At 69.3% G+C, this 15,123-nt stretch carries 13 protein-coding genes; 11 read left to right on the forward strand and 2 right to left on the reverse strand.

The window, feature by feature from the left end:
• Window positions 1-34: 34 nt before the first annotated feature.
• Window positions 35-1,354 carry an extracellular catalytic domain type 1 short-chain-length polyhydroxyalkanoate depolymerase gene (locus CLT68_RS15565; RefSeq protein WP_199177059.1) on the reverse strand — a complete coding sequence of 440 codons (1,320 nt, stop codon included), beginning with the start codon at window positions 1,352-1,354 and terminating at the stop codon, window positions 35-37.
• A 259-nt stretch (window positions 1,355-1,613) separates the two neighbouring features.
• On the opposite strand from CLT68_RS15565, the gene CLT68_RS15570 reads away from it, so the two are divergent.
• The 3 genes from CLT68_RS15570 to CLT68_RS15580 all read left to right on the forward strand — a co-directional run bounded on the left by CLT68_RS15570 (window position 1,614) and on the right by CLT68_RS15580 (window position 6,055).
• Window positions 1,614-2,621 carry a PaaX family transcriptional regulator C-terminal domain-containing protein gene (locus CLT68_RS15570; protein WP_099851732.1) on the forward strand — a complete coding sequence of 336 codons (1,008 nt, stop codon included), beginning with the start codon at window positions 1,614-1,616 and terminating at the stop codon, window positions 2,619-2,621.
• A gap of 455 nt (window positions 2,622-3,076) precedes the next feature.
• A complete protein-coding gene (locus CLT68_RS15575; RefSeq protein WP_099851733.1) occupies window positions 3,077-4,543 on the forward strand; it encodes an endo-1,4-beta-xylanase in 1,467 nt (488 codons plus the stop codon).
• Window positions 4,544-4,672: 129 nt separating this feature from the next.
• The gene (locus CLT68_RS15580; protein WP_099851735.1) at window positions 4,673-6,055 is read left to right on the forward strand and encodes an RICIN domain-containing protein; all 1,383 of its coding nucleotides are present in this window, start codon (window positions 4,673-4,675) and stop codon (window positions 6,053-6,055) included.
• Window positions 6,056-6,155: 100 nt separating this feature from the next.
• On the opposite strand, the gene CLT68_RS15585 is transcribed toward CLT68_RS15580, so the two are convergent.
• On the reverse strand, window positions 6,156-6,926 hold the full coding sequence (locus CLT68_RS15585; protein WP_099851736.1) for a FadR/GntR family transcriptional regulator: 771 nt from the start codon (window positions 6,924-6,926) through the stop codon (window positions 6,156-6,158).
• A 147-nt stretch (window positions 6,927-7,073) separates the two neighbouring features.
• Between CLT68_RS15585 and CLT68_RS15590 the strand changes: the two genes are divergently transcribed.
• The 8 genes from CLT68_RS15590 to CLT68_RS15625 all read left to right on the forward strand — a co-directional run bounded on the left by CLT68_RS15590 (window position 7,074) and on the right by CLT68_RS15625 (window position 15,117).
• Window positions 7,074-8,339 (forward strand): extracellular solute-binding protein, encoded by a 1,266-nt coding sequence (locus tag CLT68_RS15590; RefSeq protein ID WP_099851738.1) that lies wholly within the window; start codon window positions 7,074-7,076, stop codon window positions 8,337-8,339.
• 4 nt (window positions 8,340-8,343) lie between these two features.
• The gene (locus CLT68_RS15595) at window positions 8,344-9,324 is read left to right on the forward strand and encodes a carbohydrate ABC transporter permease (RefSeq protein WP_199177060.1); all 981 of its coding nucleotides are present in this window, start codon (window positions 8,344-8,346) and stop codon (window positions 9,322-9,324) included.
• Window positions 9,324-10,151: a carbohydrate ABC transporter permease gene (locus tag CLT68_RS15600; RefSeq protein WP_099851740.1), complete on the forward strand. Its 828-nt coding sequence runs from the start codon at window positions 9,324-9,326 to the stop codon at window positions 10,149-10,151. Before CLT68_RS15595 ends, CLT68_RS15600 begins: the two co-directional genes overlap by 1 nt.
• A gap of 1 nt (window position 10,152) precedes the next feature.
• Window positions 10,153-11,376, forward strand: coding sequence for a mandelate racemase/muconate lactonizing enzyme family protein (locus CLT68_RS15605; RefSeq protein WP_099851741.1), 1,224 nt, complete (start codon window positions 10,153-10,155; stop codon window positions 11,374-11,376).
• Between the two features lie 105 nt (window positions 11,377-11,481).
• The gene (locus CLT68_RS15610; RefSeq protein WP_099851743.1) at window positions 11,482-12,507 is read left to right on the forward strand and encodes an alcohol dehydrogenase catalytic domain-containing protein; all 1,026 of its coding nucleotides are present in this window, start codon (window positions 11,482-11,484) and stop codon (window positions 12,505-12,507) included.
• Window positions 12,504-13,265: an SDR family NAD(P)-dependent oxidoreductase gene (locus CLT68_RS15615; RefSeq protein ID WP_099851744.1), complete on the forward strand. Its 762-nt coding sequence runs from the start codon at window positions 12,504-12,506 to the stop codon at window positions 13,263-13,265. The genes CLT68_RS15610 and CLT68_RS15615 overlap by 4 nt, the downstream gene beginning before the upstream one ends.
• Window positions 13,262-14,140, forward strand: a complete 879-nt coding sequence (locus CLT68_RS15620; protein WP_099851746.1) for an amidohydrolase family protein — start codon at window positions 13,262-13,264, stop codon at window positions 14,138-14,140. The genes CLT68_RS15615 and CLT68_RS15620 overlap by 4 nt, the downstream gene beginning before the upstream one ends.
• A complete protein-coding gene (locus CLT68_RS15625) occupies window positions 14,137-15,117 on the forward strand; it encodes an aldo/keto reductase (RefSeq protein WP_199177061.1) in 981 nt (326 codons plus the stop codon). The genes CLT68_RS15620 and CLT68_RS15625 overlap by 4 nt, the downstream gene beginning before the upstream one ends.
• The last annotated feature ends 6 nt before the right edge of the window (window positions 15,118-15,123 follow it).

The raw sequence follows: 15,123 nt of genomic DNA on the forward strand, positions 1-15,123 counted from the left end.
ACCGGCGCACGGCCTCGTCGGGCGTCGGCTGGTGTCAGGAGACCGCGCAGGATGCGCCGTTGAGGGTGACCGCGCTGGGCTTGGCGGTGTTACCAGAGTGCGTGGCCTGGAAGCCGATCGTCACCGACCCGTTGGCGGGGATTCCGGCGTTGTAGGCGACGTTTTTGGCAGTCACCTGCCCGGAGCTCGGGGAGTAGGAGGCGTTCCAGCCTGAGGTGATGGTCTGCCCGGAGGGCAGGGTGAAGACCAGCGACCAGCCGTTGACGGCGGTGGTGCCGGTGTTGGTGACGGTGATGTTCTCGGTCAGGCCGTTGTTCCAGGCGTTGATGGCGACTGTCACACCGCAGGCGCCGGGAGCCGGCGGCGGTGTGGTCGGCGGCGGGGTCGTCGGGGGCGGGGTGGTCGGGGGCGGCGTCGTCGGGTTGGTCAGGCCGAAGAACTGGATGGCGGACGCGGCCATGCCGCCGGAGGGCAGGCTGTGCCCGGCGCCCTGGATGCTGTACGCCTCGACCTGGACGGTGCCGCCGGTGTCGGCGTACCTCCGCCGGTTCCAGTTGGCCTGGGGAGTGTCGGTGGAGGTCGGTGTCTGGCTCAGCCCGAAAACGTTGGTCCACTGCTCGATCGTCTCGGTCAACAACGAGTACGGCACGAGGGTGTCGTTGGTGCCGTGCCACAGCTGCACGCGCGGGCGGGGGCCGGAATAGCCGGGGTACGCCTGGCGCACCGCGTCGCCCCACTGCTGCGGGGTCCGGTTCATGGCACCGCCGGTGCACTGACTGCTGGTGGGTGGGAAGTCCGCCGCGTTGGCGAAGCAGTTGTACGGCACCCCCATGAACGCCGCGCCGGCCTTGAACAGGTCGGGATAGAGGGCGAGCATGTGGTTGGTCATCATGCCGCCGGACGAGCTGCCGGTGGCGTAGACGCGGTCCGGGTCGGCGGCGTACTGCTGTTGGACGTGCCGGACCATCGAGACGATCGACACCGGGTCGCTGCCACCGCCGCGGCGCTTGGCGGCGTCCGACCAGACGTCGAAGCAGTTGCCGAAGCCGGCCTGCTGGGTCGCGGACGGGTAGATCACGATGAACCCGTACCGGTCGGCGAGGCTGGCGAACTCGCTGCCGGAATAGAAGCCGGGGCCCGACCCGCCGCAGCCGTGCATGGCCACCACGGTGGCCGGCCTGGCCGGGCGGTTGTCCGGCACGTAGACGTGCATGCGCATCCGGCCCGGGTTGTCGCCGAAGCTGGTCACCTCGGTCAGCGACGCCGCGTACGCGGGTCGGATCGCGGGGACCACCAGGCCGGCAGCCACCAGTGTCATGGCGAGGGCGAGCAGCAGTTTCCTTCTGGTTCTCAACGAACGACTCCTTCGGTTGCCTGTGGGACTGGCTGCGCGGTCCGCTGGCGGGGACGCCCGGCTCCCGCGGGTGATCGCGCGATGCCCGCTGTCTGTGACTCGCCCTGCCCGGCTCCGGACGGCATCGTGTGGCAATTAGTGTTCCCCGGGGACCGACAAGTGTCAATCGAAGTCTCTCTATCGAGTTGGCCACCGCGGCCCGGCTCGGCGGCGGTCCGTCTACAGTCGTCACACCGTCCCTGAGGAGCACGGAGCGCCTGTGGCAAGCCCGTTCGACATCGACGAGATATATCCGGACGACGGAGACCAGCCACTCCGACTGCCCCGGCGGCAGGTGGGCAACTCACCCCAGGGCGTCGTGGTGACCCTGCTGGCGGACTACACGCTGCGGACCAGGGCCGCCCTCCCGTCCGCCGCCATCGTGGAGCTGCTCGCCGAGACCGGCGTGACCACGGCCGGGGCGCGTACCGCGATCAGCCGGCTGGCCCGTCGTGGCGTCCTGGAGGGCAGTCGCCTGGGGCGGCGCAGTTCCTACCGGCTCAGCCGGGCAGCCGCCGCCAACCTCTCTGCCGGCGGCCACTGGATCATCACCTCCACCACCGCCGCGGCACTGTGGGACGGGTGCTGGACGGTCGTCGCCTTCTCGCTGCCCCAGGGCCTGAGCACGCAGCGACGGGCCCTGCGCGCCCAGCTCCGCTGGCTCGGATACGCGCCGTTGTACGACGGGTTGTGGATCTCGCCCCGCGAACTGACCGCTCCCGCTCGGGCCCAGCTCGACCAGCTCACCCACGGTGCTGTCACGGTGTTTCGCGGACGGCAGGTCGCGCTCGACTCGGCCGGTCACCGTGCCCCGATCGAGGCCTGGGACGTCGAGGCGATCAGTCGCAGCTACGAGGAGTTCCTCCGGCGCTGGACGCCACTGTTGCCCCCGGTGGCGTCCGGGGCGGTCGACGGAGCCGCCGCTGTGCGGGCCCGTACCGAGATCATGGACACCTTCCGCCGTTTTCCCGTCCTCGACCCGCAACTGCCCGTGGAACTCCTTCCGGACGGATGGCTCAGGCGGCCGGCCCGCGAGTTGTTCACGGCCGTCTACGACGGCCTCGCCGCACCCGCCGAACGACACGTACGGGCGGTCGTCGCCCGTTTCGCCGATGCCGCCCAGCCCGGCATCGAGGCGCACACCACTGCCGACATCCTCGCCGGACTGCGGGTCGACGCGGACCCGGCGCAGCCGGCCCCGGGCGGCCCGGCCACCGGTTGCCCGTGAACCGCGAGAAGTCCACGGTCGTCCTCGGCTGACGACTGTGAGCGATAACAGCGTCGCCGTACGGCAGCACCCCGGCGGCGCGGCGCTGCGGCTCGTCCACCTGCTCGCGTGGTGGCTGAGCACGGCTGCTGCGGGCCCGTTGGTACCGGGCGAAACGCGGCGTTCCGGGAGATGGGCGTGAACGGCTCGTTACGTCTTGACGAACGACATGTTATCGCTCACTCTCGATATAGAGGCCGATCGTTGTGGTGGCTCACCGGGCGAGCCGCACGGGTCGTACCTCCGATCGCGACGTCCCCAGGGCATGCGGACGTCACCTCGGGACCCGGCAGGTGCCGGCAGTCCTCTCGGACCGGGCGCGCCGACGCCTGGCGGCCAGGATGGCCGGCCCGGCCATCTGTCCCGAGCGAAGTGGCACATCACCACCACCGATGCAACCACTGAAAAGGAACGACATGAAGCCCATGAGAAAGATGCTGGCGGCGGCGACCCTCGCCGTCGCCCTCACCACCGGTATGACCGTGGCGCTGAATCCCGCAGCCGCCGCCGGCACGACCCTGAAGGCCGCGGCGGCGGAGAAGGGCCGCTATTTCGGTGCGGCCGTCGCGACGGGCAAGCTCTCCACCAGCGCGTACGTGACGGTCCTGAACCGTGAGTTCAACAGTGTCGTGGCCGAGAACGAGATGAAGTGGGACGCCACCGAGCCGCAGCAGGGCCAGTTCAACTACACCGGTGGTGATCGGTTGGTCAGTCATGCGCAGGCCAACGGCATGAGCGTGCGGGGTCATGCGCTGTTGTGGCATCAGCAGCAGCCGGGCTGGGCGCAGGGGATGTCGGGTAGCGCGTTGCGGAACGCGGCGATCAACCATGTGACGCAGGTGGCGACGCATTTCCGGGGCAAGATCCACTCGTGGGATGTGGTGAACGAGGCGTTTGCCGACGGTGGTAGTGGTGGGCGTCGTGACTCGAACCTGCAGCGCACCGGTAACGACTGGATCGAGGCGGCGTTCCGGGCGGCGCGGGCGGCGGATCCGGGTGCGAAGTTGTGTTACAACGACTACAACACCGATGGGATCAACGCGAAGTCGACAGGCATCTACAACATGGTGCGGGACTTCAAGTCCCGTGGTGTGCCGATCGACTGTGTGGGTTTCCAGTCGCACCTGGGCACGTCGTTGGCCGGTGACTACCAGGCCAACCTGCAGCGTTTCGCCGACCTCGGCGTGGACGTGCAGATCACCGAGCTGGACGTGATGACCGGCGGCAACCAGGCCACCATCTTCGGCTCGGTCACCCGCGCCTGCCTGGCTGTCTCGCGTTGCACCGGCATCACGGTGTGGGGCGTACGCGACTGTGACTCGTGGCGGGGTTCGGACAACGCCCTGCTCTTCGACTGCAACGGCAACAAGAAGGCCGCGTACACGGCCGTCCTGGACGCGCTCAACTCCGGCTCGACCCCGCCGACCACGCCTCCGCCGGGCTCCGGGGTGGACACCAGCGCCTGGTACGTCCTGCTGAATCGCAACAGCGGCAAGGCCCTGGACGTGTACGCCAACGCGACCACTGACGGGGCGCGAATCAGCCAGTGGACGCGCAACAACGGCGTGAACCAGCAGTGGCAGTTCGTCGACTCGGGCGGGGGCTACTACCGGCTGAAGTCGCGGAACTCCAGCAAGGTGCTCGACGTCTACAACTTCTCCACCTCCGACGGTGCGGCGATCGTGCAGTGGAGCGACGGCAACGGCACCAACCAGCAGTTCCGGCTCGCCCAGTCATCCGATGGCTACGTGCGTGTGATCAACCGCAACAGCGGCAAGGCCGTCGAGGTGCAGGGCGCGTCCACCGCCGACGGCGGCAACATCGTCCAGTACGCCGACTGGGGTGGCAGCAACCAGCAGTGGCAGCTGGTCCGCATCGGATAGTGACCGCCGCATCTCGCCCGCACCCATCCCCCCCCAGACGTGCTGACGTCACCACCAGACGTCGGCACGCACGCCAGGGCACCCGCGTGCGTTCTGCTCGTGGATGACCCTCGATCGAAGGAGTGGACCATGAAGGCCATCGGTGAGGCTCGTCACGCCTCTCCACGGAGACGTCGCTGGCGGTCAGGCTTGGCCGCAGCGGCGGCCGCGGTCATGGCGGCCAGCGCGCTCGTCGCGGTCAACGCGGCCCCCGCCTCTGCGGCGACCGTGGACACCAACGCCTGGTACGTCCTGGTCAATCGCAACAGCGGCAAGGCGTTGGACCTGTACGGCTCGGCCACCAACGACGGCGCACGGATCAGCCAGTGGACCCGGAACAACGGCGCGAACCAGCAATGGCAGTTTGTGGACTCCGGGGGAGGCTTCTACCGGCTGAAGTCCCGGCACTCAGGCAAGGTCCTCGACGTCAGCAACTTCTCGACCGCCGACGGCGGAGCGATCGTGCAGTGGTCCGACCTCAACGGGACCAACCAGCAGTTCCGGCTGGCCGACTCCGACGGCGGCCACGTGCGGCTGATCAGCCGGCACAGCGGCAAGGCCGTCGAGGTGCAGGGAGCGTCCACCGCCGACGGTGGCAACATCGTGCAGTACGCCGACTGGGGTGGCGCAAACCAGCAGTGGCAACTCGTCCCCACGGACAGCGGCAACCCGCCGCCGACGGGCGGCAGCGGGTGCGGCAAGGCGCCGACGCTCTCCAGTGGCACGCACACGATCCAGACGAACGGCAAGAGCCGCACCTTCATCCTGCGGGTGCCCGCGAACTACAACAACAGCAACCCGTACCGGCTGATCTTCGCGTTCCACTGGCGAGGCGGCACCATGCAGGAGATCTCCTCCGGCGGCACGAGCGGGACCCCGTGGTCCTACTACGGGCAGCAGGAGCAGTCGAACAACGCGATCCTGGTCGCGCCCCAGGGGTTCGGCAACGGCTGGGGCAACGCCGGCGGTGAGGACATCACCTTCGTCGATGACATGATCACCCGGATCGAGAGCAGCCTCTGCGTCAACCCGAGGCAGCGCTTCGCCCTCGGCTTCAGCTGGGGCGGCGGCATGAGCTACGCCATCGCCTGCGCACGACCCACCGTCTTCCGGGCCGTCGCGGTCATCTCCGGCGGACAGATCAGCGGGTGCAGCGGCGGCACGCAGCCCATCGCGTACTTCGGATTGCACGGCATCTCGGACAACGTCCTGAGCATCTCCCAGGGGCGGTCGTTGCGGGACACGTTCGTCCGCAACAACGGTTGCACCGCGCAGAACCCGCCCGAGCCGGGCGCGGGCAGCCGCACCCACATCACGACCACCTACTCGGGCTGCCGGTCCGGTTACCCGGTGCAGTGGGCGGCGTACGACAACGGTCACATGCCCGGCCCGGTGGACGGCACCTACGCCGAGAGCGGCATCACGACCTGGACCAAGGGTGAGATCTGGAGGTTCTTCGCGCAGTTCTCCTGATCCCGGTCGCCGGCGAGGCCGGCGCTGACATCGGCGGTGGCGCCTGCTCCGAGATCGCGGGAGCAGGCGCCACCGCCCTCAGCGTTGGAGCTGCCGTCCTTCAGCGTTGGAGACGTACCGGCTTGCCCGAGCCGCTGCGGCGGACCAGCCAGGCCTCGGTGATGTGGGTGAACATCGCCTCGGCTGCGCCCTCGGAGTCGTGGGCGGCGATGCGTTCGTAGATGCGTCGGTGGCCCTTGTTGGATGCCACGCACAGCGAGCGTTCGGTGCGGCCCATGTAGCGGGCGGTGTTGATGACCTGGCTCTCCAGTGCCCGCACGACGCCGCGGGCGATGCGGTTCCCGGATGCCTGCATGATCGTGTCGTGGAAGGCCCGGTCATGGTCGTGGTAGGTGACGTGGTCGTCGACGAGCTCGTCCATCCGGTCCACCATGGCGCGCAGCCGGTCGACGGTCTCGGCGTCGGCGAGGCGGGCGGCGACGTTCGCCATGTCGGACTCCAGCACCCGCCGGGTGACGACGAGGTCGTCGAGAATGGCGAGGCTGTCGTCCTCGGCGATGGTGGCCGCGAGGACGAGCTCGTCGAGCATGTCCCAGTGTGACGGTGGGGTGACCATGGTGCCGGCACCCTGGCGGACCTGCACCAGCCCCTTCTCCTGAAGGATCTTGACGGCTTCCCGGACGACGGTCCGGCTCACGGAGAAGGTGTCGCAGAGGACCGGTTCGGGTGGCAGGGACGTCCCGGACGGGTGGACGCCACGGACGATGCGCTGCACGAGTTCGGCGGTGACCGCCCTGGCGAGGTTGGTCGGTCGACGCACCCACTCCGGGGTCCCCGGATTGTTCAGGGCTGTCTCCTGCGCTGGCGTCATGTCCCCCTCCGAATGGCTCGCCGTGGCACGACGTCGACATCAGTCTACGGCCGACTATTGACGTCACACGTCATACGAGTTACTTTCCGATCAACAATGGCATGGCGGCCCGTTCGTCGGCCACCCCACGTTCAGAGGTGACAACTGATGAGACAGCGCTCAATGTGGTCGGCCGTCCTCGTTGTGGGACTGGCCTTGGCCGGCTGTGGCAGTGCCAGCGATTCGGGCAAGTCCAGCGGCGGCTCGGACGGCAAGTTGGTGGTGTGGGACTGGAAGTCCGGCGAGCCGTTCGCGAAGTCGTACCTGGACAAGGCGAAGGCCGACTTCAAGAAGAAGCACGCCAACGTCACCGTCGAGTTCGTCGCGCAGCCCTTCGACCAGTACTACACGCTGCTCGGTGCGGCCATCCAGTCCGGCAAGGGCCCGGACGTCATGCTGTTCAACGGCGGTGGCCAGATCCGCGACCGGGTGGACGCGCTGGTGCCGCTCGACGACTACGTGGCCGAGGACAAGCAGCGGTTGGCCGGCTGGGAGGCGTTCGCCAAGGACGGCAAGACCTACGCCGCCCCGGTGACGCTGCAGGGCTACCCCATCTACTACAACAAGGCGGTCTACCAGAAGGCGAACCTCGACCCGGCGAGCCCGGCCACCACGTGGGACAAGTTCGTCGCCGACTGCGCCGCCATCGCCAAGGCCGGCTCCAAGTGCTTCGCCCTCGGCAACAAGGAGGGCGTCGGCATCCAGTTCTGGCTCTCCAGCATGGGCTCGACCACCCTCACCGCCGCGGAGTACGACGCCTGGATCGCCGGCAAGCGCGACTGGAACTCGGCAAACGTCAAGCGGGTCTTCCAGCTCTGGAAGGAGACCGGTGAGAAGAAGATGAACAGCGACGGGGCCAACTCGACCGCCATGTTCAACGACTCCTTCGCACTCTTCCAGTCCGGCAAGGCCGCGCACGTCATGGGTCTGATGTCGGACGTGGGGCACTGGCAGGACTTCAACGAGTTCCTCACCCCGGAGAAGCTCGGCGTCATGAAGGCCCCGGTCGTCACCGCCGGCACCACCCCGAGCCTCCCGTACGACGGTGGCATCGGCTACGCGGTCGCCAAGTGGACGAAGGACCCGAAGGTGGCCGCCGACCTGGTGCGCTCCCTGAGTTCGGCCGACGCGCTGAAGGCGTTCTACGCCGACGCCGGCGCGATCGCCGCCGACACCACCATCGACGTGTCACAGGGCGGGCCGGCGGTCTCCACGATCGTCAACGAGCTGAAGAGTGGCAAGCCTGCGCTGCACGTCGCGCTCTCCTCGAAGACGCTCGACCTGATGGGCCGTCTCTCCCAGCAACTGCTCAGCGGTTCGATCACCGTCGACGAGGTGGTGAAGCAGTTGGCCGCTTCCGACCAGGCGGGCTGACCTCGTGCCAATCGGAAACACGCAACCGTCGGTCCGTCTGGCTCCGGCCGGACGGACCGACGGGGCGGCGGGCACCCCCGCCGCGCACCGGGGTGGCGTACGCCCCCGTCCCGACCGGGGCGGGCTGCGCGCGGAACGCTTCGCCCCCTACATCCTGGTCGCCCCAGCCGTCCTGATCATCGTGCTGCTGCGGCTCTACCCGCTGATCCTCGGGGTCAACTTCTCCTTCACCGGCGACGGTGCGCAGAACGGGACGGCTGTCGGTTTCGGCAACTATCGGGAGCTCTTCGCCGACCCGCTGTTCCAGACCGCGCTGAAGAACGTCGGGCTGCTGGTGCTGCTGCTGCCGGTGGCGGTGGCGATCCCCGGTCTGCTCGCGACGTTCATCTACCTGCGGGTGCCCGGTCACCGCTTCTACCGCAGCGTCTACTTCTTTCCCGCGGTGCTCTCACCGGTCATCGTCGGTGCGATCTTCAACCTGCTGCTCGCCTTCGACGGCCCCCTCAACGCCGTCCTCTCCTCGGTCGGTGTCGATCCGATCGACTGGCTCGGTGACCCGGGCATCGCGATGTTCATGGTGGTCGGCGTGCACATCTGGGCCACCTTCGGGATGGCCCTGGTGGTGTTTCTCGCCGGGTTCGCCACGCTGGACCCCGCGCTGCTGGACGCCGCCCGCGTGGACGGGGCGTCGCTGCGCCAGGTGGTCTGGCACGTGATCGTCCCGAGCCTCTCGCGCACCATCCAGTTCGTCTTCGTGACCACGATGATCGGGATGCTGACCTCGATGTTCGGGCTGCTCTACGTCATGACCAGCGGCGGGCCGGAGGGGTCGACGTACCTGCCGGAGTTCTACATCTGGAAGCAGCAGGGCCAGATGAACCGTCCCGCTCTCGCGTCGGCCGCGTCGACGATCCTCTTCATGATCATGCTCGTGGTGGGGCTGTTGCAGATCAAGCTGCTCGAACGATCCGGAAAGGAGGATTGATGTCTCGCCTCCGCCTGGGCTGGTGGCTGATCGCCATCCCCATGTCGTTGCTCGCCCTGGCGACGATCTACCCCCTGCTGTTCACCGCCAACGTCGCGATGAAGACGCGCCGTGACTACATCCTCGACCGGTTCTCCCTGACCGACGCTCTGCGCTGGGAGAACATCAGCACGGCGTGGAACAGCGTCGGCATGGGCCGCTACTTCGTCAACTCGCTGTTCGTGGTGACGGTGTCGGTGCTCCTGCTGCTGCTGCTCGGGTCGATGGCCGGCTTCGCCCTGAGCCAGTTGCGGTTCCGTGGCTCGTCGGCGTTGTTCCTGGGCTGCCTCGCGGGGCTCTTCATCCCGTTCCAAGTGATCATGGTGCCGCTCGCCCGGATCATGGCCGACACCGCGCTCATCGACACGTACCCGGGCCTGATCCTGGTCTACGTCGCCCAGTTCCTGCCCTTCACCGTCTTCCTGATGACGAGCTACTACAAGGGCATCCCGTCGGAGATCGTCGACGCGGCCCGCATCGACGGCAACACCGTGTACGGCGTGTACCGCCGGATCATGCTGCCCCTGGGCACCCCGGCGCTGCTGTCGGTCGGCATCCTCAACGCCCTGTTCTGCTGGAACGACGTCCTCATGGCACTGGTGATGATGCCGTCGGCCGAACACCGGACGCTGATGATCGGGGTGACCTCGCTGCGCGGGCAGTACTCCGACAACATCCCCACCTTCGCCTCCGGGGTGCTGATCGCCGCGATACCCGTCCTGTTGGTCTACCTGTTCCTCCAGCGCCAAATTGCCGACGGTGTAGCCGCCGGTTCCACGAAGGGTTGACATGCGCATCACGGGATATCGGACGCTCACCACGGTCCAGGAATGGGGGCGGCCGGTCGGCGATGCCAACGGCGTCTTCGCCGACGGGGTGGTCCCGGTCTCGATCGTCGTCGTCGACACCGACGAGGGCATCTCGGGCGTCGGCCTCGGGCCGCACGTCGAGATCGAGCGGGTCTTCGCCGCCATCGAGGGCGAGGACCCGCGCGCGGTGACGACCCTCTACGACCGCATGTTGCGGCACACGTTCAAGGCGGGCCACGCGGGCCCGGTGTTCGGCACCATCGGCGCTCTCGACACCGCACTCTGGGACATCAAGGCGCAGGCCGCCGGTGAGCCGTTGTGGCGGCTGCTGGGCGGACGTGACCGGCGCGTTCCCGCCTACGCGTCCGGCCTGGACATCGGGCTGACCGACGACGAGCTCGTCTCCGAGTACGAGGTCTACGCCAGCCACGGCCTGCGGGCCGCCAAGCTCAAGGGTGGCCTCGACATCGAGCGCGACCGGCACCGGCTCTGCCTGGTCCGGGACGTCCTGACCGAGGCCGGCCACGGCCGGCGGCCGGGTCTGATGCTCGACGTGAACGAGGCATGGACGCGCAAGCAGGCCGTTCGGCACGTCTGCGAACTCGAACGCAGCCTGGACCTCATCTGGATCGAGGAGCCCGTCCGACGCTGGGACGCCGAGGGCAACGCAGCGGTCAGCAGAGGAGTGCGCGCGTCGGTCGCCACCGGGGAAAACCTCACCGGGCTCGAACAGTACCGCCCGCTGATCGCCGCCGGCGCGGTCGACGTCGTCCAGATGGCCGCCGTCTGGGGGGTCACCCACTTCCTGCGGGCGTCCGCCCTGGCACACGCCCACGACCTGCCGGTCAGCCCGATCGGCAACAGCCCGATCGGGCTGCTGCACGCCGCGACCTCGGTGCCGAACCATCTGACCAGCGAGCTGCAGGACCTGCACCGACCGGTCGGGGTCTCCATCGACCTGCACGTCGAGGACGGTGCCTTCGTCCTCGGCGACTCACCCGGGCTGGGTGTCCGGGTCGACGAGGAGCTGATCCGGGCCGCCAACCGCCGTCCGCAGCCGCAGACGGCCGACAGCCCCAACGTCCGGCCGGAGCGGGCCGGCCGTCGGCTGCTGGCCGGGGTCGACGGCATCGTCCCCGGCCGCCAGGTGCCCGTCGTGTCGCTGAATTCGCACAACGACGTGGCACCCACCGCGCGGCACTGAGCTGACCACCACATCAAAGGGAGCGTGGGTGCACCGCCGCGGCGGTGCACCCATGACCATGCCGGTCGGCACGACCGACGTACCGACCGTCGAGACGGAGGATCGATGAAGGCAGTCGTCTACCGGGGGGCGCGTCACCTCGGAATCGAAGAACGCGAACCGGTGCCACCCGGTCGCGGCCAGGTGCGGATCGAGGTGGCCTACACCGGAATCTGCGGCACGGACCTGCACATCTACCACGGGGACATGGACGCCCGGGTCGGTGACTCCGCGATCATCGGCCACGAGATGTCCGGGCGGATCGCGGCCCTCGGCGAGGACGTCGACGGCTGGAGCGTCGGCCAGCCCGTCACCGTGATGCCGACCCGGCCGTGCGGGCAGTGCGCCGCCTGCGAGCGCGGCAACTCCCACGTCTGCCACGCCATGAACTTCCTCGGTATCGACTCACCGGGCGCCATGCAGTCCTCCTGGAACGTGCCGGTGGAGCTGGTCCTGCCGCTGCCCGAGGAGTTGCCGCTCGACCACGCGGCGCTCGTCGAGCCGGTCGCGGTCGCCGTGCACGACGTCCGGCGGGGGAACGTGAGCGCCGACGACCAGGTGGTCGTGGTCGGCGGTGGGCCGGTAGGTGTCCTCATCGCCACCGTCGCGCAGAGCCGCGGCGCACGGGTGCTCCTCGTCGAGCCGGACCCGTTCCGCCGCGAGGTGGCGGGCGGGATCGGGATCGAGGCCGTCGACCCGGAATCGACCGATGTCGTGGCACTGGTCAACGACCGCACCGACGGCGCGGGCGCCGACATCGCCTTCGAGGTGTCCGGCTCCGCGGCCGGCGTCACCACGGCGGTCGACGTCCTCACCACCCGGGGTCGGCTGGTGATGGTGGCGATCCACCCCAAGTCTCGCGAGGTGAACCTGCACCGGTTCTTCTGGCGCGAGCTGGAACTCCTGGGTGCCCGGCTGTACCAGCGCGACGACATGGTGGAGGCGATCCGGTTGGTCGCCTCGGGCGCGATCCCGGCGCGACAGCTCATCTCCCGTGTCGAACCGGTCCAGGCGGCCGCCGACGCCTTCACGGCCCTGGAAGGTGGCGGTGTCATGAAGGTGCTGCTCGACCTGCGGGAGGGCGACCAGTGACCGCCCTGTTCGACCTGTCCGGACGGACCGCCGTCGTGACCGGGGCACGGCGCGGCATCGGCCTCGCCATGGCCGAGGCCCTGGCCCTGGCCGGTGCCGACATCGTCGGGGTCTCCGCCCAGCTCGAAGCGACAGGCAGCGAGGTGGAACGCCGGGTGCGTGCCGCAGGCCGCGGATTCACCGCGCTGCGGGCCGACCTCGGCGACCGCGCGGCCGTGCGCCGGCTGGCCCGGGACATCACCGCTCTCGGGCCGATCGACATCCTGGTGAACAACGGCGGCACGATCGCCCGTACTCCGGCCGCGGAGCACCCGGACGAGATGTGGGACCACGTGATCGAGGTGAACCTCAGCAGCCAGTTCGTCCTGAGCCGGGAGATCGGCCGGACGATGGTCGAGCGGGGCCGAGGGAAGATCATCTTCACGGCGTCGCTGCTGAGTTTCCAGGGTGGCATCACCGTCCCCGGCTACGCCGCGTCGAAGTCGGGGGTGGCCGGTCTGACCAAGGCGCTGGCGAACGAGTGGGCGGCCCACGGGGTGAACGTCAACGCCATCGCCCCCGGTTACATCGCCACCGACAACACCCAGGCGCTGCGCGACGACCCCGACCGTGCCCCGGCGATCCTCACCCGGATCCCGGCGGGTCGGTGGGGCCGGGCCGACGACCTCGGTGGCGCCGCGGTGTTCCTGGCGTCGGCGGCATCCGACTACGTCAGCGGAATCGTCCTGCCCGTCGACGGCGGCTGGCTGGGCCGATGACGGGCGCAGAGGTGCCCGGACGAGCCGGGATCGTGGACGCACACCACCACCTCTGGGTCCGCGCACGGCACCCCCAGCCGTGGATCGACCCGGTGACCATGGCGGCCATCGACGCCGACTTCGAACCCGCGGATCTCGCGCCGGTGGCCCGGGCCGCCGGGGTCACCGCGACCGTGGTGGTGCAGTCCATCGCCTCGGAGGCGGAGACGGTGGACCTGCTGGCCGTCGCGGCCGGGGACACCCTCGTCCGTGGTGTCGTCGGCTGGGTGGACCTGACCGCCGACGACGTCGCCCAGCGCCTCGGACGCCTGCGGGCCGCACCGGGCGGGGAACGCCTCGTCGGCATCCGCCACCTCGTGCAGAGCGAGACCGACCCGGCGTACCTGGACCGTCCGGACATCCGCCGGGGGATCGCGGCGGTCGGCGCGGCCGGCCTGGTCTTCGACCTGCTGGTCCGCCAACACCAGCTGCCCATGGCCGTACGCCTGGCGCACGACCTGCCGGAGGTGCGCTTCGTGCTCGACCATCTGGGCAAGCCCGCGTTGGGCCGTCCGGAGATGACCGAGTGGACTCGCGGTCTGCGGGCGTTGGCTGCCTCGCCCAACACGACGGCGAAGCTCTCCGGTCTGGTGACGGAAGTGGAGCGGTCACCCTGGACGACGGAAGACCTCCGACCGGCCGTCGAGGGCGCGCTCGACACGTTCGGACCGGACCGACTGATGTACGGCTCGGACTGGCCGGTCTGTCTGCTCGCCAGCTCGTACCCGCGATGGGTCGAGGCGCTGGCGGAGTTGCTGGGCGACCACGACGAGGCCGACCAGGCGCTGCTCTGGGGGGACACGGCGCGGCGCGTCTATCGGTTGGAGGCGTCGTGAGGGTGCGAGCACTGCCGCGTCGCCCGGAGGTGCGTCTCACCGAGCTGGGCTTCGGTGCGGCCCAGGGTGGCAACCTGTACCGGGCCACGACGGACGAGGAGTTCGCGTCGGCAGTCGACACCGCGTGGGAGGCGGGCGTCCGGTACTACGACACCGCGCCGCACTACGGGCTCGGTCTGTCCGAGCGCCGACTCGGCGCCGCGTTGCGGCACCGCCCGCGCGACGAGTACGTCGTGTCGACGAAGGTCGGGCGACTGCTGGTGCCGTCGCCGCAGGACGCCCACCTGCGGGACTCCGACGGGTTCGATGTCCCCGCGAGCCACCGGCGGGTGTGGGACTTCAGCCGAGACGGCGTCCTTCGCTCGATCGAGGCCAGCCTGGATCGCACCGGGCTGGACCGGATCGACATCGTCTACCTCCACGACCCGGACGACCACTGGGAGTGGGCCGCCAGTGAAGCCGTGCCGGCCCTGGTCGAGCTGCGTGACCAGGGCGTGGTGGGTGCCATCGGCGCCGGCATGAACCAGTCGGAGATGCTGGCCCGGTTCGTGCGGGAAACCGACGTCGACGTGATGATGTGCGCCGGGCGGTACACCCTGCTGGAGCAGGGCGCGGCCGATGACCTGCTGCCCGCCGCCCAGAGTCGCGGGGTGGGCGTGGTCATCGCGGGTGTCTACAACTCGGGGCTGCTGTCGCGGGACCGGCCGCCGGCTGACGCCGTCTACAACTACCAGCAGGCCCCGGCAGAGTTGATCGAGCGGGCGCGGCGGATCGCGACGGTCTGCGAGACGTACCGCGTCACCCTGCCGCAGGCGGCACTGGCCTTCGTCCGCCGGCATACGGCGGTGGTGTCGACGGTGGTCGGTGTGCGCAACGCCTCCCAGGTCGCCGAGGCGGTGCGACGCTCGGAGGCCGTCGTGGCGGAGGAACTCTGGGATGCGCTGGCGGCGGCGGGGCTGCTCGCCACGGCGCACTAGGGCGGC

The organism is Micromonospora sp. CNZ299 (assembly GCF_002754415.1).